General features: G+C 52.6%; 23 protein-coding genes and 1 tRNA gene. 23 read left to right on the forward strand and 1 reads right to left on the reverse strand.

Annotated elements, in window-relative coordinates:
• The first annotated feature begins 3 nt into the window (after positions 1 to 3).
• From H6F43_RS03910 to H6F43_RS04000, 18 genes are all read left to right on the forward strand, one after another.
• Positions 4 to 774, forward strand: coding sequence for a hypothetical protein (locus tag H6F43_RS03910; protein ID WP_190340856.1), 771 nt, complete (start codon positions 4 to 6; stop codon positions 772 to 774).
• 49 nt (positions 775 to 823) lie between these two features.
• Positions 824 to 1,801: a phage major capsid protein gene (locus tag H6F43_RS03915; protein WP_190340858.1), complete on the forward strand. Its 978-nt coding sequence runs from the start codon at positions 824 to 826 to the stop codon at positions 1,799 to 1,801.
• A 59-nt stretch (positions 1,802 to 1,860) separates the two neighbouring features.
• Entirely contained in the window at positions 1,861 to 2,418 is a 558-nt protein-coding gene (locus H6F43_RS03920; RefSeq protein ID WP_190340860.1) for a hypothetical protein, read from the forward strand.
• Positions 2,419 to 3,729, forward strand: coding sequence for a hypothetical protein (locus tag H6F43_RS03925; RefSeq protein ID WP_190340862.1), 1,311 nt, complete (start codon positions 2,419 to 2,421; stop codon positions 3,727 to 3,729).
• A 10-nt stretch (positions 3,730 to 3,739) separates the two neighbouring features.
• A complete protein-coding gene (locus tag H6F43_RS03930; protein ID WP_190340864.1) occupies positions 3,740 to 4,558 on the forward strand; it encodes a hypothetical protein in 819 nt (272 codons plus the stop codon).
• A gap of 4 nt (positions 4,559 to 4,562) precedes the next feature.
• Complete coding sequence (locus H6F43_RS03935) at positions 4,563 to 5,063, forward strand: hypothetical protein (protein WP_190340866.1); 501 nt, start codon at positions 4,563 to 4,565, stop codon at positions 5,061 to 5,063.
• Positions 5,064 to 5,079: 16 nt separating this feature from the next.
• Positions 5,080 to 5,268, forward strand: a complete 189-nt coding sequence (locus tag H6F43_RS03940; RefSeq protein WP_190340868.1) for a hypothetical protein — start codon at positions 5,080 to 5,082, stop codon at positions 5,266 to 5,268.
• The gene (locus H6F43_RS03945; RefSeq protein WP_190340870.1) at positions 5,265 to 5,435 is read left to right on the forward strand and encodes a hypothetical protein; all 171 of its coding nucleotides are present in this window, start codon (positions 5,265 to 5,267) and stop codon (positions 5,433 to 5,435) included. Before H6F43_RS03940 ends, H6F43_RS03945 begins: the two co-directional genes overlap by 4 nt.
• A 2-nt stretch (positions 5,436 to 5,437) precedes the next feature.
• Positions 5,438 to 6,214 (forward strand): hypothetical protein, encoded by a 777-nt coding sequence (locus H6F43_RS03950; protein WP_190340872.1) that lies wholly within the window; start codon positions 5,438 to 5,440, stop codon positions 6,212 to 6,214.
• Positions 6,211 to 6,438 (forward strand): hypothetical protein, encoded by a 228-nt coding sequence (locus tag H6F43_RS03955; protein ID WP_190340874.1) that lies wholly within the window; start codon positions 6,211 to 6,213, stop codon positions 6,436 to 6,438. The genes H6F43_RS03950 and H6F43_RS03955 overlap by 4 nt, the downstream gene beginning before the upstream one ends.
• Positions 6,438 to 7,004 carry a hypothetical protein gene (locus H6F43_RS03960; protein WP_190340876.1) on the forward strand — a complete coding sequence of 189 codons (567 nt, stop codon included), beginning with the start codon at positions 6,438 to 6,440 and terminating at the stop codon, positions 7,002 to 7,004. The genes H6F43_RS03955 and H6F43_RS03960 overlap by 1 nt, the downstream gene beginning before the upstream one ends.
• Positions 7,001 to 7,663, forward strand: a complete 663-nt coding sequence (locus tag H6F43_RS03965) for a hypothetical protein (protein ID WP_190340878.1) — start codon at positions 7,001 to 7,003, stop codon at positions 7,661 to 7,663. Before H6F43_RS03960 ends, H6F43_RS03965 begins: the two co-directional genes overlap by 4 nt.
• Positions 7,664 to 7,803: 140 nt before the next feature.
• Entirely contained in the window at positions 7,804 to 7,944 is a 141-nt protein-coding gene (locus H6F43_RS03975; protein WP_190340883.1) for a hypothetical protein, read from the forward strand.
• A gap of 11 nt (positions 7,945 to 7,955) precedes the next feature.
• A complete protein-coding gene (locus H6F43_RS03980) occupies positions 7,956 to 10,853 on the forward strand; it encodes a hypothetical protein (protein WP_190340885.1) in 2,898 nt (965 codons plus the stop codon).
• 13 nt (positions 10,854 to 10,866) lie between these two features.
• On the forward strand, positions 10,867 to 11,478 hold the full coding sequence (locus H6F43_RS03985) for a hypothetical protein (RefSeq protein ID WP_190340887.1): 612 nt from the start codon (positions 10,867 to 10,869) through the stop codon (positions 11,476 to 11,478).
• A 1-nt stretch (position 11,479) separates the two neighbouring features.
• Positions 11,480 to 12,025: a hypothetical protein gene (locus H6F43_RS03990; protein WP_190340889.1), complete on the forward strand. Its 546-nt coding sequence runs from the start codon at positions 11,480 to 11,482 to the stop codon at positions 12,023 to 12,025.
• Positions 12,022 to 12,177 carry a hypothetical protein gene (locus tag H6F43_RS03995; RefSeq protein ID WP_190340891.1) on the forward strand — a complete coding sequence of 52 codons (156 nt, stop codon included), beginning with the start codon at positions 12,022 to 12,024 and terminating at the stop codon, positions 12,175 to 12,177. Before H6F43_RS03990 ends, H6F43_RS03995 begins: the two co-directional genes overlap by 4 nt.
• A gap of 92 nt (positions 12,178 to 12,269) precedes the next feature.
• Positions 12,270 to 14,699 (forward strand): hypothetical protein, encoded by a 2,430-nt coding sequence (locus H6F43_RS04000; RefSeq protein ID WP_190340893.1) that lies wholly within the window; start codon positions 12,270 to 12,272, stop codon positions 14,697 to 14,699.
• 53 nt (positions 14,700 to 14,752) lie between these two features.
• Here the strand turns inward: H6F43_RS04000 and H6F43_RS04005 are convergent, their stop codons facing one another.
• Complete coding sequence (locus H6F43_RS04005; protein ID WP_190340895.1) at positions 14,753 to 16,492, reverse strand: AIPR family protein; 1,740 nt, start codon at positions 16,490 to 16,492, stop codon at positions 14,753 to 14,755.
• 282 nt (positions 16,493 to 16,774) lie between these two features.
• Between H6F43_RS04005 and H6F43_RS04010 the strand changes: the two genes are divergently transcribed.
• From H6F43_RS04010 to H6F43_RS04030, 5 genes are all read left to right on the forward strand, one after another.
• The gene (locus tag H6F43_RS04010) at positions 16,775 to 16,963 is read left to right on the forward strand and encodes a hypothetical protein (RefSeq protein WP_190340897.1); all 189 of its coding nucleotides are present in this window, start codon (positions 16,775 to 16,777) and stop codon (positions 16,961 to 16,963) included.
• Between the two features lie 33 nt (positions 16,964 to 16,996).
• Positions 16,997 to 20,002, forward strand: a complete 3,006-nt coding sequence (locus H6F43_RS04015; RefSeq protein WP_190340899.1) for a M23 family metallopeptidase — start codon at positions 16,997 to 16,999, stop codon at positions 20,000 to 20,002.
• A 338-nt stretch (positions 20,003 to 20,340) separates the two neighbouring features.
• Positions 20,341 to 20,416: transfer RNA gene (locus tag H6F43_RS04020), tRNA-Ala, on the forward strand.
• 36 nt (positions 20,417 to 20,452) lie between these two features.
• A complete protein-coding gene (locus H6F43_RS04025) occupies positions 20,453 to 20,995 on the forward strand; it encodes a hypothetical protein (protein ID WP_190340901.1) in 543 nt (180 codons plus the stop codon).
• 12 nt (positions 20,996 to 21,007) lie between these two features.
• Positions 21,008 to 21,913 carry a hypothetical protein gene (locus tag H6F43_RS04030; protein ID WP_190340903.1) on the forward strand — a complete coding sequence of 302 codons (906 nt, stop codon included), beginning with the start codon at positions 21,008 to 21,010 and terminating at the stop codon, positions 21,911 to 21,913.
• Positions 21,914 to 21,950: the final 37 nt, after the last annotated feature.

Below are 21,950 nucleotides of genomic sequence, written 5' to 3' on the forward strand. Positions count from 1 at the left end.
TTTATGGACCCCCAAGCAATTCAAGCCCTGATGCAAACCTTGCAGCAGGCAGTTCAGATTCTCCAGTCTGCTGCCTCTGACACCGCTCCAGGTGATGACGATGACAAAGACATGCCTCAACCAAACGCCGCAATGGACGACGACGGCGATGCCGATGACATGGACGATCTCGACAAAGACATGGTGGATGGCGACGACGACGGCGATGCCGCTACGCTGCACGATCGCATCGCTCAACTAGAGCAGCACACCGGACTGAAGAAGTCTGCAAACGCTGTTCCTGTATTGGAGCGAATCGACGCGCTAGAGGACCACTGGCTAGGTGAGCAGTATGAGGGCGCGGTCGCCGATCGTGTCGCTCAACTGGAGCGCGTTGCCAAACTGCAAAAGTCCACCAAGCCTGCACGGACTCAACCCACTGACGACGACGCGCCTGAAGTTATCCACCTGGACGCGCTGATTAAAACCGCGATCTCTGAGGGCGTCAAGGTGGGTGTAAGAGAGGTCGTCTCGCAGATGCAGTCTGATACCACAAGTCGAACTCTCCCTCCCGTTTCCGAAATGCGGAAGCAGGCTAGCCAGACGCGATACAACCAGCGCAAAGCTCAACCTCCGACTGTTCAGGGAGACGCTGAGCTTATCAAATCTGCCCAGTCGTGGGGTTACGAAGACGGAGATCTCGACAAACCCGTAGGTCTCGGGGACGTGCTTCTAGCTCAGTATCACGCCCAACAAAACGGCGGCTCTGCTTTCCTGTTCGACGACGACGAATAGTTTTAGCCCAACAGCTTTTTAATCCCAATAGCTTCTCAAGGAACCCAACATGTCTAGTGCAGTAATGACCAAGCGCCAGCTCCTAAAGGCGCTGTCGATGAGTGACGGCGGTGGCGCTGAAGTCACTCTGCAAACAACGATCGCGTCTGAAGTCGTGCCCCTGATTCGACAACAGTGCTTTATGCGGCAAATTGCCGAAAAGTCAAAGTCGCTGATCAACATGACGAAGCCGAAGATCCGCATCCCTCGATTGATGCGGGCACAGGGCGCGTACGCGGTGAAGTCGGGTGCGCCTGCGCCTGAGTTCAAGGTGCGGATGGACGGAATTGACCTGGTGCCGGAAAAGCTGATGACCTGGCTCCCGATCGAGATGGAGGTTTTCGAGGACTCCACCGTAAAAGACATTGAGGGAATGCTCCGTGAAGAAATGGCGCGGGAATTCGCTCAAGCAGAAGAAATCGCGTTCCTCTTAGGCGATGTCGCACAAAACTTCGGCGCGGGAGATCCTCGCAACGTCTTCAACGGGTTGTTGAAGCAGTCAGCGGGCAGTCCCTACACCTACGACGCAACGCTCGATCAAACGGATGGGCAGGCGGTTGTCTCCAACTTGATTCGCGCAATGCGATTCCTGGGAATCTACGGACGCAACAAGCGTGACATCACGATTCTCTGCGGCTTGTCGCTAGAGGAAGCACTGCTGCGAAACAAAGGTTTCCAGACAATGAACTCCTATGCGTTTGGTTCAGGCGCTGGACTGTTCACGGGTGAACTGGGACGTTTGGCAGGCGCGACTGTGGTGGCGACCTCCTTCCTTGACGCTCAACCCGGAGACTTGTTCAGCAAGTGCCTCGTAATCCACAACTCAGCGTTTGCGATCGGGGATTGGCAGTCGTTCTCCGTCCGCACGTTCTCAGAAATCCTGTCGCAGACCGATCAGGTGGCGATTCGTGCTCGTGAGCGGATTGCGTTCTGCACCCGATATCCAGAGGCGATCATTCAAGTTCTAAACATGCCTGCTACGCCCTAAAGAATCCTCCCCTAAAGCAAAACCCTCTCTAGAGCCTTCTCCCCAAAGTTAAAGCCTCTATGCAAGAAATCACCTTTTCTTCTGAGAAGTTCCCTGGAATTTCGCTGGTTTGCCCGCAGATTCCGGGGCATCCGAATCACACCGGCTCTCACTACTTTGCTGTGGGCGTGCCGTATCTGATTACGGAAGAGACAGAGCAAGCGATCGAGCGGCAGTTCGTAGCATTTCCGCTAGAAGTCAAAAACTACATATCGTTTACGGTCAGTGGAAGCTCAAACTCGCCCGCACCCGTCGTCATGCTGCCCCAATCTCGTGACGTTCAGCGCGTTGACGATCCTGAGCATCCCCCGATCGAGCCTCAGCTAGAACTTGCGGACGAAGCCGCGCCAGACATCGAAGGCGAACTCAACGCCGATGATCAGGATTTAATCAACGTCGAAGTTGGGAAACTCCTGAACAAGACGATCGCGGAGGCAGAACCGCAGTTAATTAAAACGGGCGGTGCTCCTGAACTGCCTCGAAAGCTGCGAGTTGCCTACCTGCAAACGGTCATGCAGCATTCCCAAGTCCGAAAGGGTCTGAAGGAAGTCGCCGAAAAGCTGCTGGAGCAAATCTAAATGACTGTCGAGACGGCGGTTGCGCCGTGGTTGGATAACTACCCGATCTACCGTCAGCTATGGTCGTCGATCGACCATGCACCGGGGACGGAACTCAAGCTAGTTCCGTCAGGTCGCAACCTGACGGTGCAGTGGAGCACGGTTGCAGGCATTGCCCTAGTCAGCAGCGAACTGCAATCAGTTCCGTTTGTCCGGGTTGCAGATGCGCTGCGGGGAGTTATCGAGATCGCGGTGTCAGGGACTGGATGGAACACGCTGAGGCAAGACACCACTTATACGTGTGAGGTGTTTGCATACGGCACAGTCCTTGATAGATTCTCCTTCCGATCGTCCTTGCCTGAACCAGGAGAAGTGTCGATCAGTGGAGCGGAAGTCTACGCTTCGCCTCGTCAGCTACTGGAAACGTTCGGCATGATTCCGGGCGCGGACGTTCAAACTACAGTCAACCTGTCTGGCGAGTGGTCACTCACGTCTGAACGGTACTGGAGCAAGGTATTGCCTGCAACTCAGCCACTCTACGGACTGTGGGTAAACGACGTTTACGCTCCGATGGTGGAGTATGCGGATTTGGCACTCTCAGGAGAGCGGGCATGGGCGATCGTCGGCACATCTGATGATTCCTACACCCTGTACTACAAAGGACCGGAGACTCTCAGCCGATCATTTGTGGAAACGGCTTACAGTCGCGCTGTGCTGCGCTATCTAGAGCAGGCGACCGCAGAGGTTGAACGTCGCACCCAACGGTTTTTTAACCGTCGCCGTCTGATCCGTGAATCTTATCGCGGGTTATCTGGGCAGCGTCAGTTAAGCCTGCGGCACTATCCCGTGATTGTCGATCGCACCTTCAGGCTGGACTGTTTCGCCTACGCACGGGAAGTTACTCGTCGCTACGCAGAGGCAGAGGTTGCAGGGTCTCAAAGCGCAAACGGCACACCTGTCCATGTAGACGGCAGAACAGGACTGGCAACGCTGAATCAGTCACTCTGGGACTACGGCGATAACTTCTACTCGATCGGGGACGCCTTCGGGATGTTCAACACTTTCCCAAAAGGAGAGAACAATATCGAGGTGTCTTACACCGCTGGTTACGACACGCCACCGATCGAAATCTCCTACGCAACCGCTCTTCTTGCCAGCATCCCCCTCGCAATCTTCTGGCAGCAGCAAATCACTCAAGGCATGAGCGGTTTGTCTCTTGGCTGCGCCAATCTCAACTTTGGAGATTTATTTAGCAAGTGGTTTTCCCAGTGGCAGCAGCAAGCCACTCAGATTCTGGAAAACTATCAAACCTTTGACATTTCCGCTCTATAGGTAGGTCATTATGCCGCTCAATCCTCAAACGTCCGCATTTCCTCCACTATCTCCGGGTGAGCAGTCCTGGGATCAAACTTTAGCGAAATCAATGGAGCTATTGGCTCCTAGTTCAGGAGTGCGGGCGGGTTTGAAACTCGGACTGCCGCTGTCTGGAATTCAGCCCACCACAGGACTGCTGCCCACTCTAGAAGACGGACTACTGCTGCAAAGCGATGACGTGGTGGGTCCCTACGGATCTCAGCTAATCTCTGCCGCTCCTAAGAATGTCGCAAATCGTCGCCTGTACTACGGTGTGTCAGGCATGTATTGGGCAGGCGTCGATAACGCCCCTCGAAAAGCGGCTGACCTGCTGATCGGAGAAGTGACAACCGATAACAACGTCACGCCCTCGATCGTCAGTGTAGGACAGGCGTACAACTATGGCGCGTGTCAGTTTGGCATCCGTGGTGTCTTCAACTTGGCTGCCCTGACGGATGGAGCGGATCAAGCGTTCTTTACCTGGAAGATGCCGTTGATCGGGTTGGACTACGTGCGAATTGCCCACGCCCAATGCCGTGTTGTCGCACCTGTAACAGCAGGCGGTGATACGGGTGACGACTTCATTCTTAAGCTCAAGGTTGATGCTGCGGCTTCAATCTCGCTTGCCACGATCTCAGCGACTGGCTTGGGAGCAGCGGGCACCGTTTCGCGCGGCACGCCAGACGATGCCGATCCCTGGTCGTGGTTTAAACCAAGCAATCTAGTGTTTCAATACAACCAGACGGACGGCACGACCGCGATCGCGGGCGGCATGGTGGAAGCAATGATCCGGTTGGAGTGTTTCTAATCAAATGGTCTACCAACCGCCATCGCCCTCATCGCCGAACACTGCGTTAGGGGGCTATGTCTCCGAAATGCTGTCGCGAGTGCTGGTAAATTCGTCGTTCGGCACAACAGTTGATCACTACCAGGCTCAGCATGTGGAGCCTGATGCGTTTGATGATCACGGACGTCCCGACTATCTTTCGCCCAACAGCGGCTTTCAAGACAGCGGAGTCGAGTACATCCCCAACCCTGGAAATCCGTTGCGGGGCATGTTCTGCCCTGCACCACGTCGCCCAGTGCAGGAAGCAGCAGGCGTGTTTTATCAGGCTCAGATGGAACTGTACGTGACCGAGAACCTCGGCGATATTTTCGTGCTTGACGATCGCTACCCTAAGCGGCAAGACGCTTTCGAGATTGCAGGGCGACGGTACTACGCGGTTTGTCCGGCAACTCCCTGCACGCTAGGGGACACGACTGCTTGCTGGAAAATCGAACTCAGCTTAGAGCGGTATCCGGTTCAAAACTAATTTCCAACTATTGGAAATGCACATCACCGATTCTCTGAACGCCACTAGCGTCGTCACCCTGCCGCGAAGTGGCGCGATCGCGGTCGGGTTGGAAATTCCCGAATGGGTAGATCTCAACCTACTAGCGAGCGAACTGAAACAGTTCTACGGCGATCGGTTTACTCTTGACCACCCTAAGCCACCTAAAAAAGCAAAAAAACGATGAGCACCGACAAGATTACGACTCTCTCCGGCGGCGTTGTTGGCATTGGCATCCTGCTATTTGCGTTCGGCGTCCTTGAAGAGCGGCAGTTTACTGGAATTCAAAACGCGGCTCCATTAATCGCAGCAGCGATCGCTGCACTCGTTAACGGCTACTTCACTAACAAATAGCTATGCACTCTCTTGAAATCACGAAGGACACCTTCTTCAAGCTGTCCACTCTGCAATCTCGCGATCTGAACGACAACGAAAAGTTTGCGGTCAAGGCAGGTCGTTCGTTTCCAATCGGCTCATGGGCAGACGATCAGAATGGTCACTACCGATTTGCGCTGGGCAGGGATGCCAGTGGTAAGCAGATTTCGCTAACCACCGCCAACGGCACCGAGCGCAACACCTGGGTTGTGTTTAAAGAACACTGCAAAATCCTGAAAGACGGTCGCCCAATTCGATCCACTCCTCTATCGCTGCCAGCTGCAGACACATTCAGCCTGCGGTTAACTTCAGCTGGAAAGCGGGACGAATGGGGGTGCCTGCTATTTCATCTGGACTGGCTGAAAGGGAAGGAGGTCGTCGATCGGGTGCTGTGCCTTTCCGGTGCCCCTGGCACAAACGTCATTCACCCAACCAACGACTACTCCGGTAGCTGTGCTCCGTTGCCGGAAGGTGTCTACGACATCGGACCTGTGGAGCGTGGTTATTGGGAAGCGATCGGGTCGATCTATATCGCTATTGACATTCAGGCGAAGTACAAAGCCAACAACCGAGAGGCGATCGGGATTCACTCTGACGCTAATCGCGCCTACAGTCCCGGTAGCGCGGGCTGCATCTGTCCACTCTCCGACTCAGACACCGAACGGGTGGCAGGTTGGATCAACGCGGTCTGCCGTCCTGAGTACCTGGTCGTAGATCACGGGTTGGGCTGGCTGCAAGCAAGAGGATTTAAGGCATGACCTCTTACACCCCGATCGACCCCAACGAAGATCGAATGGCTGAGACGGTCGCGGAGATGGGCGACTTTGCCGCCTCTCTTCAACCGATCGTCGAAGCCTCTAGAAAGGCAGAGCGATACCATCTGGCGAAGGTGATACGGGAGCGTGCGCCCTCCATGCCTGCGGAGGCGCAACAGATGTTTACTGCGTTTGCGTTTGAGCTTGAAAAGGGACCGATCGAGTAGTGGCGTTTCGCATTCAGTTTCAGACCTCTGTTCGCGTAAATCTTCAGCAGATTCGTCAGGCAGTCGATCGAGTTGTTCCTGATTTGGTGCGTGAAAGTCTTGAGGCGGTGAGGCAGCAGGCAGCACGCCATCTCAGCGGCACGCCTTTTACCTCTCGCACCGGGAGCCATACGATTCGCGGTAATGGGGATGCGTTTCAGTCTCAATACCCGAATGGCACGCCAAATCAGGGGCGGGTGTTTACCTCTCGAATCGTTCAGTATCCTGGAAATCCTGAACGCTACGACGTGCTGAAGATTTTGGAGTTTGGACACGGCGAAATCCGTCCCAAGTACACTCCCTCCATGCGAGCGGGACGACCTGATCGAGCAAGACTAGCCATTCCCGATGGACCGAACGAACTCACCACAGGGCAGTTTGGCTTTCGTGGTGTTACGGGTCGCTATAAGTTCGTCAAGTCCATCCCTGCTAAAGAAGGTAAGTACTGGATGGAATCAGCGGCGATCGCGGCGCGTCCTCGCGTGAGAAGCGTTGTAGAGTCTCGCCTGAGGTCGCTACTACAATGACGCTGAATAAATCCCCGTCTGCGATCTTTGGCGAGCGTTTTCCCTATCCTCTGGACGGGAAGAGGGTTCTACTGGAAATTGCTGAGGTGTTTGCAGCGGAATTTAATCAGGCAGCGCGGCTGTACCTTTCGGATCGGGTATCCCGCGATCGAGCGCTCGGTTGGACCGATTTAACCGTCACATCCGCCTATCCCACAACCAAGCAGCACTGCCCTCGGATTGTGATTGTCCGCACGGGCAGCAGTCCACGACTGGTGGGACTAGGAGCAGAGATCGAAACTCGTGAGGTTGTGCTGGATGACGGCACGGCGCGGTTTCGAGTGTTCAAAGGGCAAACGGTCACAGATACGCTGGACATTGCAATTTGTGCCCTGAACGAACAGCTTCGGGACGATCTTTATCTCTGGTTTCAGCAGTACATGCTCGACGCGATCGGGTGGGCACTGCCGCAACTCCCTGGCGTTTACGACCTGCGCTGCACCAACGCGATCGATGATCAGGTGGAATATCAAGGCGCGACCGGACAACCCGGATTCGAGTTTTATCTAGCGCGGTTGTCGTATCAGGTGCAATACGACCAGGTGGTCTTGGAAGATGTGGATCGCCTGAGCGCGATCGTTAACTGGCAGAGCTGCCTCTATGCAAACGAAGAAATATAAACCCACCATCATCACCCTCTACGCAGGCACAGCGGGGACACCCAGCAATAACGCCCCAACCGCGTACGCGCTTTGGGTTCCGGGGGTTGGTCCCTTGCGACTTGTTTCAGGGGATGTTTCTGATCAAGGAGCTAACTCGAATGACTCGTAACGAATTCTGTACGCAATATCTCGATCCCCAACACGTAAATACCGCCAAGGCGTTACTGCCAGACGAGGTTCACTCGCTTGATGAGTGGCGCTCTCTGTGGAATCGCATTCTAAATAGTCCGGCTTACTAGAGGTTCACACCGTGGCAACAGGCGTCTCGTTTGGTCAACCCCGCAGCTTAATCGTTCAACCGGGGAGTTACGTCACCGTAGACAGCAGTGCGCTAGCGATCGCGCCTGCTTTCTCTTTTAATACGGTCTGTGTGCTGGGGGCGGGACTGGGAGGCACCCCTCTAACACCCTACCTGCTGAATGATCCGATTCAGGCTCAGCAACTGTTCGGCGCGACGACTCCGTTATCTGAAGCAATTCGATTCGCCTTTCAAGGTGGCGCTAATGGTGGCGCGTCAACCGTGATGGCGGTGCGGGTTGACTCCTGTGCTCAAGCGGTTGGCTCCCTGCCTGAAGTTAATGGGGGTGCTGAACTGCTGGCACGGTTTAAGGACTACGGTGCCTACGGGAATACGTTTGCACTGTCGTTCTATCCAGGCTCAATCGCGGGCACTATGGCTGTGATCACGGGCACCAACCTTGACGGCACTGCATACTTCCAGAAGATCGATAACGAAACTAGCTTCAGTCAGCTAATCGAGCGCATCAACCGTGAATCGCCTCTCACCGTTGAGATTGTCAGCGGTGGTACGCCTGCGTCTCAGACACTGACGATCGCGACCTCGCAAGTAGACGGACGGGCAACGGTTACTGATGCTCAAGGCGTTGTGCTGTCGAATCAGGCGTACGCCTACCAGTACCCTGCCTCGATGCTGCAAAACACCACTGACTCGATGCTGGTGAGTGCGAGCGCGGCGATTGGGTGGGAGATTACGTCGATCGATGCGGCAACCGAGACCTTTACAACCAGCAGCGCTCACACGTTTGTTGCAGGCAGCACTGTCCAGTTTTCGGGGAACACGCTGCCTCCCGAAATTGATCCGACCGTAAAACATGTGGCTCGAGCAACCGCTAGCCCAACGACCTTCCAGCTAGCGACGCCTGTAGCACCGGAACCATTTGCCGTCACCGCCCTGAACGCCGGACTATTTACGGTTCCGGGCAACACGTACGCCAACGGCGATGTTGTCCAGTTAACAGGGGTGCAGCTACCGACGACAGCGGTTGCAGAACGAAACTATTTCGTGCGCGACAAGTCAGGCGACGATTTGAGGCTGACGAACACCGTAACTGGGGCTGCGATCGCCTTCACGGGCACCATCACCGCTCTGAACATCACCAAGGTCGCGGGCGGACTTCTAGGAATCTCTGGCAGCATTTCTGGTGCGCGAGTCGTTCTGGCTCCACGCCGCACCACGATCACTGCCTCCAACCCCAGCAGCTTTAATGGATCGCGCGAAGCTGTTCGCACGATCGACAGCTACAGTCAAGCCATCACCAATGCCACGATTACCGCCACTGCTTACGGAAGCGACACGGCGCGAATCACGCTACAAGCTTCTGAGGTGTGGAGCCACACGCTCAGGAGGGGGCTGCCGGGGGCGATCTTTCAGATCGCCTCTGGCGTTTACTCCGGCACTTATCAGGTGTTACACCACGAATGGGATGGACTAGGCGCTGACAAGACGCGAGTAGTCCGCAAGCTAACGGGCGATCGCCGCATTCTTCCAGGTTCGTTGAGCGCGACGCTCAATGCCTGGGGCGCGATTCAGTTTGGCAAAGCGCAACCGGGAACAGCTGCGCTAGAAACTCGGCTACCTGCAAATGGACTGTTGGCGACGGGAGGACAATACCTCGCGATCGTGGCTGGCGACAAAACCACCCACTACAACACGATCCCTGGAGACACCGTACAGGGGGCAGGCGAGCAAGTCGCTGCGGCAATCAACGCCAACACGGAATTCCCGGTAATTGCCGCAGCAGCCTATAACCCTGCAACCTACACCAGCACGCTAACGCTAGTTGCGAAGAAAGCAGGGACGGTGCCAAACGCTTACCCTGTCTCAATCCTGGTCAACGAACAAACAACGCTGCTCGTTGATCGCGGTGGAACAACGCTTGAGGGCGGAGTAGAGCCGCTCCCCCCTCGCACAGCGCAAGGCGTGACGAGCGGGACGCTAGTGCTAACCAACGGCTTCGACTCTGTGCCCACCTATCAACGGTGGCTGGACGGACTGGAAACAGTGAAATACCTGCCGCTAAGAACGATCGTGCCAGCAGGTACCGATAATCTGGGTGTCCAGATAGCTGTCGCAGACCACTGCACGCTGATGTCATCGACTCCGAAACGACGGGAGCGGATGTGCGTCCTTGGGCACGGAGAAGGATGGACGATCGAGCAGATTCGGGCGCGGGCAGAGGTGTTCCAATCCGAGCGCGTTGTGTTCGTCTCTCCGGGCTTCACATCTTCCGATCCAATTACTGGGAATCCCAAAGCCTACCCTGCTACCTACATGGCGGCGATCGTCGCGGGCATGTTGGCAGCGGAAGGGAACGGAATCTCCGACCCGATCACACACACCTACCTCAGGAACGCTCTGCGGTTAGAGAAGACCTACCAGTCCGGCTCGGTCGAGCTGGACAACCTGATTAATTCTGGGGTTCTGTGTATCGAACCTGATGCCAGCTTGACGCGAGTGAGCCGTGGGTTCCGAGTGGCGCGGGCGATTACGACATGGCGCGTCTCGGTGAATTCAGCGCTGAAATCGAATGCGTTCGAGTCGATCAGCGTCGTGAATCAGAGCGACTTTATTGCCGCGGCAATTCGGGAGGTTGAGGACTCTCTGTTTATTGGCAGGGCGTTGTATCCCGACACGTTAGAGCAGGTCAGGCTGGCGGTCAACAGCGAGCTGCGGCGACGGGTGGCTGAGGGCATCATCTACGGCTACGATGCTCGGTTTACGCAGGCGACGCTGAATCGAGACTCCGCAGGCGCGATCGACGTGGCGTATCGCGTGTTTCCGCTACCTGCTCTGGAATTCATTCTTAACACCCAAATCCTGCTGCCAATCTCGGCGGCAGTCGCATAGGAGTCTCTAGCTAATGGCATTCAGGCAAACGTATTCCCGGCTCGATAACGCGCCGGAAAGTCAAGCTGTCTCCAGTCTGGAGATCGTCGCCGTCATCAATAACTTGAGGATCGGACGACTGCAAGGACTGCGGTACTCTGGGCAGGCGGCTCCACGTCCTGTCACCGAAATCGGCACTGATCGGACGGTGGAGTTTGTTCCGGGAGTGAAGAGTTATCAAGGAACCGTGCAATCGATCACGATCAAGTACGGCGATCTTGTGAAACGGTTGGTCAGCATGGCGGGTGGGATAATAGATCCAGACTCTCACGCTGCCATGTTAAGCAACATGCCAGAGTTCGACATTCAGATTCTTGATCGGGGAAACCCAAACTATCAGAGTCCGTTGTTATATGCTCCCTCGTCAGACACCCAGAATCTTGCAGGCTCTGGGAAGCTGATCAAGACGCTGATGGGTTGTGTGATTGAAACATTCGATCAAAGCTTCAACTCAAACGAAGCGCTAGTGATGGAGTCTGTGTCGCTCAAGTTCGTTGATATTGTGCCGGGGACTGAAGGCAGCACCGTCAACAATCAAGAACTTCGCCTGAGTGGAATTCCCGACAACGCAGCGAACTTAGCATAGTATGTCCAACCTGGAAGAACGGCTCCAAGATCCGAACGATCGCTTTAGTTCTGCGGAGATCTATCAACTGTTTGAGTTGCTGGCTGAGCAGTATGGCTACCATCGAAGTCCGGAGTTACCTCCTAGAAATACGATCGCTGAAACCGCGTCGCTGACGGTGAAAGGGTTTGAACATTTGGGCGTGATCGTGGTGCGCCCTCGAACCATGCGCGACAGCATGATCGTGATTCCCGGTTTAATCGACAAGCTTTTAGGCGACAACTTCCAACCTAGCCAAAGTTCGGCGTTTAACGCAGGAATGATCGCGCTGGCATCCACGGTAATCGTGTCTCCACCAAGTTTGGTGGAGCGGGTGTTAAAGTCCACAGACGATCAAGACCTGAATTTCTTCGCCAACTTTGCTCAGGAATACTCAAACTGGTTGACAGCGCGAAACAAGGCGCTGCATGAAAAAAAGTCTGGGGCGGAGACCGATGGGAAAAAATCCAGTTCTACGTCAGACACCGACGCAACCTCCTCCCCACCGACGATCGCTGGCTCGACATGACGCCTGCCGACATTCTCCTGGAATATCGGCAGATTCGGGCACTGGAGTATGAAGATAAAACTGGGAAGCCTGTCTCTGAGCATCAAGAGGCACGCGATCCGGAGTATGAGGCGTGGCAAGCGTCGATCGGCGTCAACACCAACCACGAATAATCATGGAACTTGCGATCGCTTTTTGCCTTGGCTTTGTTCTGACAATCGTGGCGTATCTGTACATCTCGCGCAACAGGCCCGATCGCTAGGTTATGGCAGACGAAACTAACGTCGAGATTCAGCTTGGCTTATCTACTGAGGGATTAAAGCAGGGACTCACCGAAGCTGAGCAGCTCATGCAGCAGGGCGTAGAGCGCATGAACGGCTTAGGGCAAGCTCCAGTTGCTCCACCACCCGTACCAGCTCAGCAGTCATCCACCCCAACCCAAACTCAACCCTCCCCAAACCCGATCGCGGCAGCACACGAGGAACTAGAGCGGATTCGTGGGTTTGCTCAGTCTGCTCCTGATGTCGCACTTGCCTCGCTTAAGGGAGGGGATGGCAGCGGTGGCTTGCAGCATCGAGTTCTGAAGGCGGCAGTTGCCAACCCAGAGGAGGCGGAATCCTATCAGCAGCTGTTAGGGGCGATTCGTGACCTGACGCGATCGATTCAGGACGAAACCAAAACAACTGAGCGAGCGGCGAGAGAGGGTGGTGGCGTAGATGGCGCGACCTCGATGCTGCGGTTGATCCGAGGAAACGTCTTGATGAACACGGCAGGTATGGTGGGCGGTGCTGCCATGTCGGGTAACGTGTTAGGGGCAGGAGGTGCCGCGATCGGGGGGTTGCTCGGAATGCTCGGAGGTCCGATGGGGTCTGCCGCTGGAGCGCAAATGGGCGCAATGCTAGGCAACTCGGTTGGCGGCTTTCTGGCGGGTACCGACGAGGCGCGACAGTACTCAATGATGACCGCAGATATTTCAGCGCGGTTTGGCGACTTTGGGCAGGAGAGTGGAATAAAGCCCGAAGCAATCAACGCAATGAAGACGAGCGGCTACTCGGAACGCGAGACGGCTCAACTATTTGATTCGCTGCGAGACAAAAATGTCATCGATCGGGTGGACGGAGAGAGTACGACGCTTGTTGAATCGATCCAGGCACTCACCCGCGCGACAGGTCTCAACACGGATGCGTTAGTTAATAGCTACAGCACCTACCGGACCGGGGGTGGAGAGGCTGACGCCAACACGTATATGGGGCAGATTGTTGCTGGGGCAGTCTCTGCCGGGATGCGCGAGAACCTCCAACAGTATCAGGAGTTGTTAGGCAGCGCCTCTCAACAATTGGTGTACCGCAGCGGGCAGGCGGACGTAGGCGACGGAGGGATGCGGGCGATTCAAGGAACGCTTACAAACCTAATGTCTGGGCAGTCGAGAACCGCTGAACTACTGCGCGAAAACCCGATGATGGCTCAACAGGTGTTGAGCGGCTTTCTGGCGTCTGGGGGATCTCAGCAGTACTCCTTCGACTCTGCGGCGATGCAGATGGCGGGGGTTGCTCGTGGGCGGACTGACACTGCCTATGCCACTCCAGAGCAGCAGGCAATTAACGCTGCAACTCGGATGCAGAGCGTGATTAACAATGTGATCGGGGGTGGAGCGACTCAAATTCTCGGCATGGACCGGGGGCAAATCACCGAAGCAATTAAAGCTGACCCGAACTTCTTGCAGTCCAAGGTTTCCTCGTCCAATCCCAACGCCCCTCAAGCGGCAGCGCTTCAAGATTTAATCAATGTGCAGTTTCGTGCTCAGTACGGTCGGATGCCTACGGCACAGGATATTCAACTATTCACGCAGTTAGGCAGCAATGCGATCGCCAATGGTGGACAAATCGATTTGAACGCACCGACCGGGGAAGGCGATAAAACGATCGCGGACTTGATCACTGAGTCTCAGAAGACTGAAGGGCAGATGGCGCGAGATGCTGCTGCTGAACGACATCAGGAGATGCTGCAATTCATGAATCGGTTTGCGGGATTTTTAACCGCGATCGATCAGGGCGTCACTCAACTGCTTCAGGTGGCGAACACGGTGGCAAACTTCCTTGGCATTGGGAAGCCAGCGTCGTCTGTACCTACAGGTAGTGAATCTTTTGGAAATCTCCTCATGCCGTCTGGTGGCACGTCCCTCAGCAACCCACTCAGCGGATTTAGTCTGGGCGGGAGTGCGGCAGATATTCAGGGCATTTTTAAGCCGCAAACGAAAGCCGAAAAAGATGCGGATCTGAAGAAGATTTTTGCGCCTACGTTTGATTTAGGTGTGGGTTCTCTGCCTGCTGGCAAGCCTGAAGTGTCGTCGCTGCAAAAGATGGTTGGTCCAGTGCAGTTCGATTTTGAAGGGGCGGACGCTGCTTTCAACGACACACCACCTGAAGGAGTGCTGGCGCGACCAGGCTTTAATGTGTTTGAGTTTGCGCCTGGTGACGTGGTTCATGCGAGTCAGGGCGGTGTGGGGATGAGCAGCAACAGCAACTCCGCGACCGTCAACATCACCGTTAATCTCAGCAGTAGTGGTGACCCAGAAACGGTCCGCAGCGCAGCGCGATCGGGGACGCAGGCAGGTACGGATGAGTTCCTGGCTCAATGGGAAGCGGGACGGCTCCAAGCTCGTAATCAACCTCGAATCCGCAGCAGTTCGTACTGACATACTCCCGACGCTGTACCACTTGGGAAGTATACACAATCAAGCTTTCTAAGCTAACTGCGACTTCTGAGACTAATTTCCTTGATTAAATCATCTGTGAATGATTGTGTTTTGAACTTATCCCTATCAATTGAGCCCTTGGCAGCTTTATCTATACAAATGACTGCTTCTTGAACGAAATTTAGGCATTCATTAGAATCAGCTAAGACCTTAAGAACTTTGTCGCAATATGGCTCTATCTTTCTTTTGCTGGTGAATGGAGGACGTTCAACTCCTCCCGCCAGATATCGCAAAGCCATTAGAATATGAAAACGACAAACTTTGTACTTTGGATCTATAACGTTCGCTCTATTGAACTGATTATCTAATACATAATAAGCACGAGCGCTTGTGTAATACGCAATAGATTCATGCTTTTCAGCAAAGATGTTTCCACCAACAACCTCCTTGTAGATATTCCCATAGTAACGGGAGGCTAAATGTGGTTGATCAAGGAACATTGCCGCAAAAGTTTTAATCTGATGAGTAATTGAAACTACTCTTCGCTTAATAACTCCTTGTCTAAATTGACCCGCTTGTCTTTCATAATATAGTGGGTCATCAATGTCCATTTTTGTGTAGTAAAGCTCCAGTTTTTTCTGGAAGTCTGATAAAGCGAGTAGCTCTTCTTTAGTAACCTCAGTTTGCCGATTACTAGCTTTGATGATATTGTTTACAATTTCTTCCTGGGCAGCAACAACTATTTTTATAGGAATATATAGATTTTCAATTCCAGGAACGCTCTGATTCTCGAAAATAACATGGCTTGTTTGACATCCGTTAACAATTTGATAGTCATTTAATATAAGCTTCTTTCTAATTCCACTGATGGACTTAGCTACAATTGTTATCCCATTATTCAGAACTACAAATTGCTCAATTCTGCCTGATTTTAAAGTTTTAGCAATGTCTACATTAACATCAATCTCAGGACCTTTATAGTACCTAACGTTGTCATAAAAAATAGAACTTCTTATTCTTCCGTATTCATCCTTAATTAGATTTATGAATTCCTTAAATGGTAAAACACCAATAAAAGCTTCAGTAACACCTTTTATCTCTGGCAAGGATACTCGGTCTTCAAAATCTATTTCAGCAGTTACTGTGGTCTTTGTGCTTCTATAAAGCTTATTAATCTCATCAGCCCCACAAGGAGTAAATATAACTTCTCTAAACAAGTTTTTGGAGTTATCGAGTAATTTTTCCTTTTGGTCCTCACATAATATTTTTAAGCTTGTGTCGTCATTCCATTGTCCGGTCGTAACATAATACAACTTACAAGTAGGTTTCACTTTAAGATAAACACTATTGTCGTCAAGAATAAAAGATACTAAATCTGCTTTATGTTGGATGAATTCATTGCTTGTAAGGGAGGATTTTTTATTAAAGAAGCAATCAACTCCATTAAAGAATTTAAGCAGATCACCACTATCAAATTTACTGGAAGTTTTAGCCTGAACAAATACACAAGTTAAATCCAGGGAGCCACTAACTCCTATTAATTCCTTAACTTCTTCTTTGGAATCAATCAGTCGTTCGTTTAAAAAGATAGCAATACCATCTATACCTATATCAAAGGGCAATTGACCAACAGAAACATCATCAACTTCAAATTCTTCCGAAGCATGGTATGGAAGCTCATGTGCTACTACACAGTAATTACAAAAAACTTCAAAGGCATGAGCTTCATCAGGAATTGTCGTGCCGTTGTCCCGAAAGTAATCCTCCATTAGGCTTCTTGTAAGTCGATCCATATTTCAAAAATCCTTAATTGTTTTAGAAGTAACACCTTGCAAATCTTAACTTCTAGAAGTACAGAGCACAGACACTAGTGTTACAGAAAGTAGAAGTAATGAGGTACAAGTTCTGTCAAATATAACGCCGCCGATTTCAGAAGAGGGGATCTATGAAACAACTTTATTCTCTCTTCACCCATAACGCTCTAGATTTAGGTCACAAGATACTTAATTTACGCAAATAAATTTTAATGAATGCAAACAGATAGATTTACATTGTAGAAGGTTTGGACAAAAGCCTTGATGATCAATCTTTCTACAATGCAGATTCCGCATAAGCATTCGTATCCCGGTCAAGTTCTGTTCTGCAATGTGGACAAGAAGTTTGCTCGTCTCGGCACTGTTGCCTTCCAGCGCTTCGCATTCATTGGTCAGGCACCGTACCTCGACTCACGCGCCTCTCATCCCGACGCTCACCCTGGCGGTTAGAGCGCGGGGCTTCCCGTCTAAAACCTAAAACTTATGGTCCTTACGATCGCGCCCTACAACCCCAAAAGCAAACTCTCGGATGTAGCACCGGGAGAATCCGCCCATCCAGCAGGTGCGGGAACTATCCGATTTGATCTGCGGATATTGACACGCTACGGCGCGGTCATTATTGACTTTGGGCAGTTAACTGATCTGTTGTCTTGGAACGACACGCTTTCAACCGAAGGAGCCAGCGGTACCTGGACGCTGAAGATGCGAGCGTCGCTGTGCAATGAAGCACTGCTGAAAAAGCTGCATCCGGGAATGGTGGTAGAGGCGTACTGCGCTCGCAACGATAACCCGTTGATTGGGGTGGTGCGAGATCCGAGCACGATCTCGCGGATTGACAGCACTCCTCCTCTACCTGAACTGGCTCAGACGGTGATTGCGCCAACGTCGATCGCTAGCGCTGCGCCTACAACATCAAGCGCGTCTGCGGGAAATCTGGGAGCCGCAGAAACTGACACCGCGTTCTATCAGAAATTGACGCAGGTGGCAGGACGGCTGGGAATGAATCCTGAGCACCTACTGACCGCAATGCTGTATGAGTCAGCGGGAACGCTTTCCCCTTCGATTCGCGGTCCTCACGTGCCGGGGGATGGACAAGCGGTCGGACTAATCCAATTCATGCCCTCGACTGCCAGAGGTCTAGGGACAACTGATTCAGCGCTCGCGTCAATGAATCGTGTACAGCAGTTGGACTATGTAGAGAAATATTTTCAGCCCTACAAGGGGCGATACTCTAACTTCTACTCAGTTTACGCAACTATTCACGCTGGCAATCCTACAGCGAATCCTAACGGTTCGGACGGATACCGCACCACAGGACAGGCAGCAAGTGAGGCGCAGTCGAGGTTTTCCAGCAAGGCTCGAAATCTGCTGCAAGGTGCAGGGGTTAATGCAGCGACAACGACTCCGATCTCTCCTTCCCCCTCACAAACTCCCACTCCCACGCCACAAATCACCCCGATCGTCGGTCCTACGGTCAAACCCAGCGAAGATCCCTACCTTGATAAATGCCCCTACCTGCTGCTGAGAGGTGTCATCACCGACTACGGACGCAGCACTGGGGACGGGACAAGCCTCACGGTGACAGGTGAATCCTACGGCAAAATCTACAAAGATGCCTTTGTCCTCACCGACCTGAATGCTCCTGAGCTGGCGTCTACGTCGCTGGAAGTCCGCAACAGCACGATCGTTCCGCTCGGCGTTTCGCTCATCTACTACCGCCTATTGCGCGAATGGGTCGAGGGATTTTGGGGGCAAACTACAGGATGGGAGGCGCGCACCCGTCCGATCCCATTTCCACCGAACTACCTCACCCGCATCAACAATGAAGGATCGGTGTGGGCAAACCTGCAATTCCTCGCGATCGAGGGGTTTTTCCACATCTTTGTGGATCACACCGGCGCGATCGTCTGGGAAAAGTTGCCGTGGTCCTCTCGGTCTCAATCGCTGATTGCAGGGCGCAACTGGGAAGACCTCCCTCTGCTGGAGATGCCAAGTTGGAAAATCTCCGAGTGGCACGATCGGCTTTCAGAGCAGGGGGTAACGAACTTTATTCGCTGTGTGCCGACTCAGCAGGGGATGTCAGGCGGACAAGACCCAGTGGCGCAACCGGGACTGATTTACAACCTGGGTAGCATTCGGCAGTACGGTGGACCGACCAAGCGGGAACTGCTGTTTCCGGTCGGGACCGGGGGAGATCAGTACTACACCAGCGAACCACGTCGCAAGCAGCAGGCGACCATCAACAGCTTTACGGCACTGTGCTCTCTGGAGTCAATCCGTTGGTACGATCGACCCACTCAGCGTGTCGGGGTGACTGCGCGAGGTGAAGCGGCATGGCGCATCCACACCCGCATCAAGATCGCCGAAGACTGGCACTGCCCTGACGCTAAGCCTGCCGAATATTACGTCATCGCCCGCACCCATCAACTCGATTTCACTCGCGGCAGTTGGGCGACGAATCTCGATATGGTGCGCGATCGCCGCAATCGCTATCTAGGGATTGGAGTGGGAGAGGTTCCGGTTGTGACTGGAACCGGGAACACGGTTCAATCTGTGCTGCATGAGTTTGGGGGTGGAAAATTCAAGCTGCAAGGGATTGCGGCAGACCAGCAACGATCGGAGATTGAACGGCAAATTGCGAAAGCGAAAGCTGATCGGCAATCACAGATTCTAGGGCTACCTACTCAACCCGCTAAACCCGCAGTGGATGCTAGTCGGTTTACGACGGCTAAGGGGTTTAGTTTGTCAGGGCAGAAGGTTTCTTCCCTCAAGCAGTTCGTTGCGCCTGACTTGAAGGGACAGATTTCGGTTGCAGAGGTGCCCGCGATTCAGGTGTCACTAGTTCCTGACGAGTATTTCTGGTTCGACCGACTCAGCGGCAAGGTAGTCGCGATCGGTAATGATCCGGTGGCGTGGGCAAAACAAAACGTGGTGCCGCGATTAGGGGAAGAGTCGAAGGCGGTGACGGTAATTCCGCCAAAATCGCCTACGGGCATCACGGCTCCAACAGGTCCTGCTGCACCGTTTACACCTGTCGATCGGATCTATGTCAGCCGCCTGTACGATGAGTCGCCACCCCTAGCGTGGGACTTTACGTTGGCGCGTGGGGGAACAGCATTCAACGATCAGGTGATAACACCCGTTCCTTCGCCAATTTCTGGCACCGTTCGGTTCGCTGGGGCAAAAGGTGGCTACGGCAACGCTGTTGAAATAATCGGTAGCGATGGCGTGATCTGGTTCATGGCTCACATGACTTCAATTTCCGTCAGCCAAGGACAGCAGGTAACGCGAGGGCAGACAATCTCGATTCAGGGTTGGACAGGGAGCGTCTCCCCAAAAAACGAGGACGGGACGCATATTCACTGCGAGATTGGCAACAACAGCGTACCGCGACTACCGAGAGAAACAACACGCCCGCTACTGGCAGACTATTTCCGCTTTGTCAGTGGCGGAAAATCACCGACTTACGTTGGGGGAAGCGGATTTTGAGTGCCGGAATTAAGAAGGGGTTCTGATACCGCCAAACCCCAAAGCCCCTTACGTGTCAAAAACGACTGAAATATGGGAGAAATGACAAATCGGAAATGCGGGGAATCGAAAGTTAAACCTAAGGAAAGGAACTTTGTCAAGTTCTTTCCAGGTTTTTTTTTTAAAAAGCCTTGATCCCCTGGGAACGATAGGGTAAATTTAAACACAGCAAAAGGAACTAATGTACTTTGACACTAGCCCTTGTGCTGAAGCTGGCAAAGTGAGATTAAAAACACTATCTGTAGATTGGAGAATCGTTAAAACAGATAAGTTTTTCTCACCCTGCTTCTTAGGTCGGTGGGGCGGTCGCCAAGTCTGGTAAGGCTCAGAGCTCGCAATTCTGCATCACCAGTTCGAATCTGGTTCGCCCCTCCACCATCCACCTACCCACCCATTACGTAGGAGGCAATGATGTACTGCCATAATACTGAACCCGACAACCGGTTTCAAGCCGATGCGCCCGCTGGTATACCCGTAGCTTTGCGCGTGTTGTCATCCAGTAATCAAGCACAAGAAGGTATAAGTGAGGAGCAAGGAACTCCTTTAAACTCGCTAGACCCGCTCGCTGTTTACATTCTTGAAGCTGCCCATAGATTAATTCCACCCACTGGTCAGGCAACCATCAAAGAATTCATTGATGAAGTACCAGCGGGTGAGTCAGCCATTAGAGACAGGTTGAACCTACTCGTTGGCGTTGGCAAACTGAGTTGCCTACCAGGGTCAGGGCGGAGACCAACGCTTTACTATCTTTCAAATCAAGCTGAGATTCCTAGTCCAAGCATCTTGGACAACATCGACTTGACAGAGGATGAAGTCTTACAGGTAGTTAAGGAAAAAGAAGAAGCGCTTTTAGCCGGTTTAGCTGAGATACAGAAAGAGTTGGAGGTTGTCATTCAGGATCGCGAGGCTTTAGAAAAAGCGATCGCGGTTCGCCTTAAATACTCAGTGAAGTAAGGAGTAACAAAGATGAAGCGAAGCAATGTTACTCAAATGGAGCTTGAACTGAAAGTGATAACGTCTAAAGAGGTTGACGGGATTGAAATGGGTGTTTTAGACGATGGAACACCCTTCCTAACAGAAAGAGGTTTGGCTAAAGTATGCGGAGTTTCAAACAGCACTTTAGTTAAGTATGCAGATAATACTCTTGAGGGTGATGCCCTAAGAGCCACTAAAATCAGTGAACTGCTTGCTGCTCAGGGCTTTGAAGGCGATTCCCTGTTTGTCCGAACAGAGTATAAAGGCACGTCTGTTAAAGCTTATCCAGATTCAGTCTGCATGGCGTTGCTGGAATATTACGCTTTTGAAGCTGGAAGATATTGCAACGAGACAGCTAAAAACAATTACCGCATCTTGGCTAGAAAATCACTCCGGGATTTTATCTACCGAATGACTGGTTATGATCCCGTCAAACAAATTTTGCAGTCTTGGCAGCATTTCCATGATCGCTTACTCCTAAATCCTATTCCTGTTGGGTATTTCAGTGTTTTTCGTGAGACAGCAGACTTGGTTCTAGAATCCATCCGTAATGGACTAGAAATTGACAGCCATACTGTGCCGGATATAAGCGTAGGCAAACTGTGGAGTGAGCGATGGTTTTCAAGTGATTTAGAAAAAAAGTATGGGGAGCGAGCTAAATATCCACATCTCTACCCTGACTATTTTCCTCAGGCTGTAGCTAATGGATCAATCGATGTCTACATTTATCCTGTTTCTGTGCTGGGAGAATTCAAGCACTGGATTCAAACTGAGTATCTGCCGCAAAAGTACCCCTCATATTTGAACCGAAAAGCGAAACAGGGTGTGATCTCGGCATCAAAGGTTCCAAAGATTCTCAAGGCACTAGAGCCAATTCGATTAAATCCAGCAGGGTAAAACGTCACCTTAATCTTCACAGCAGGGCGGGTGAACG

Origin of the sequence: Leptolyngbya sp. FACHB-36 (genome assembly GCF_014695955.1) — a bacterium.
Classification (GTDB): domain Bacteria; phylum Cyanobacteriota; class Cyanobacteriia; order Leptolyngbyales; family Leptolyngbyaceae; genus FACHB-36.

Coding starts and splice junctions, on each gene's coding strand:
- H6F43_RS04005 (WP_190340895.1), bottom strand. CDS start 16,492: ATGGATCGACTTACAAGAAGCCTAATGGAGGATTACTTTCGGGACAAC.
- H6F43_RS03930 (WP_190340864.1), top strand. CDS start 3,740: ATGCCGCTCAATCCTCAAACGTCCGCATTTCCTCCACTATCTCCGGGT.
- H6F43_RS04025 (WP_190340901.1), top strand. CDS start 20,453: ATGTACTGCCATAATACTGAACCCGACAACCGGTTTCAAGCCGATGCG.
- H6F43_RS03955 (WP_190340874.1), top strand. CDS start 6,211: ATGACCTCTTACACCCCGATCGACCCCAACGAAGATCGAATGGCTGAG.
- H6F43_RS03925 (WP_190340862.1), top strand. CDS start 2,419: ATGACTGTCGAGACGGCGGTTGCGCCGTGGTTGGATAACTACCCGATC.
- H6F43_RS03935 (WP_190340866.1), top strand. CDS start 4,563: ATGGTCTACCAACCGCCATCGCCCTCATCGCCGAACACTGCGTTAGGG.
- H6F43_RS04000 (WP_190340893.1), top strand. CDS start 12,270: ATGGCAGACGAAACTAACGTCGAGATTCAGCTTGGCTTATCTACTGAG.
- H6F43_RS04015 (WP_190340899.1), top strand. CDS start 16,997: ATGGTCCTTACGATCGCGCCCTACAACCCCAAAAGCAAACTCTCGGAT.
- H6F43_RS03910 (WP_190340856.1), top strand. CDS start 4: ATGGACCCCCAAGCAATTCAAGCCCTGATGCAAACCTTGCAGCAGGCA.
- H6F43_RS03940 (WP_190340868.1), top strand. CDS start 5,080: ATGCACATCACCGATTCTCTGAACGCCACTAGCGTCGTCACCCTGCCG.
- H6F43_RS03945 (WP_190340870.1), top strand. CDS start 5,265: ATGAGCACCGACAAGATTACGACTCTCTCCGGCGGCGTTGTTGGCATT.
- H6F43_RS03950 (WP_190340872.1), top strand. CDS start 5,438: ATGCACTCTCTTGAAATCACGAAGGACACCTTCTTCAAGCTGTCCACT.
- H6F43_RS03965 (WP_190340878.1), top strand. CDS start 7,001: ATGACGCTGAATAAATCCCCGTCTGCGATCTTTGGCGAGCGTTTTCCC.
- H6F43_RS03915 (WP_190340858.1), top strand. CDS start 824: ATGTCTAGTGCAGTAATGACCAAGCGCCAGCTCCTAAAGGCGCTGTCG.
- H6F43_RS03920 (WP_190340860.1), top strand. CDS start 1,861: ATGCAAGAAATCACCTTTTCTTCTGAGAAGTTCCCTGGAATTTCGCTG.
- H6F43_RS04030 (WP_190340903.1), top strand. CDS start 21,008: ATGAAGCGAAGCAATGTTACTCAAATGGAGCTTGAACTGAAAGTGATA.
- H6F43_RS03975 (WP_190340883.1), top strand. CDS start 7,804: ATGACTCGTAACGAATTCTGTACGCAATATCTCGATCCCCAACACGTA.
- H6F43_RS03995 (WP_190340891.1), top strand. CDS start 12,022: ATGACGCCTGCCGACATTCTCCTGGAATATCGGCAGATTCGGGCACTG.
- H6F43_RS03985 (WP_190340887.1), top strand. CDS start 10,867: ATGGCATTCAGGCAAACGTATTCCCGGCTCGATAACGCGCCGGAAAGT.
- H6F43_RS03990 (WP_190340889.1), top strand. CDS start 11,480: ATGTCCAACCTGGAAGAACGGCTCCAAGATCCGAACGATCGCTTTAGT.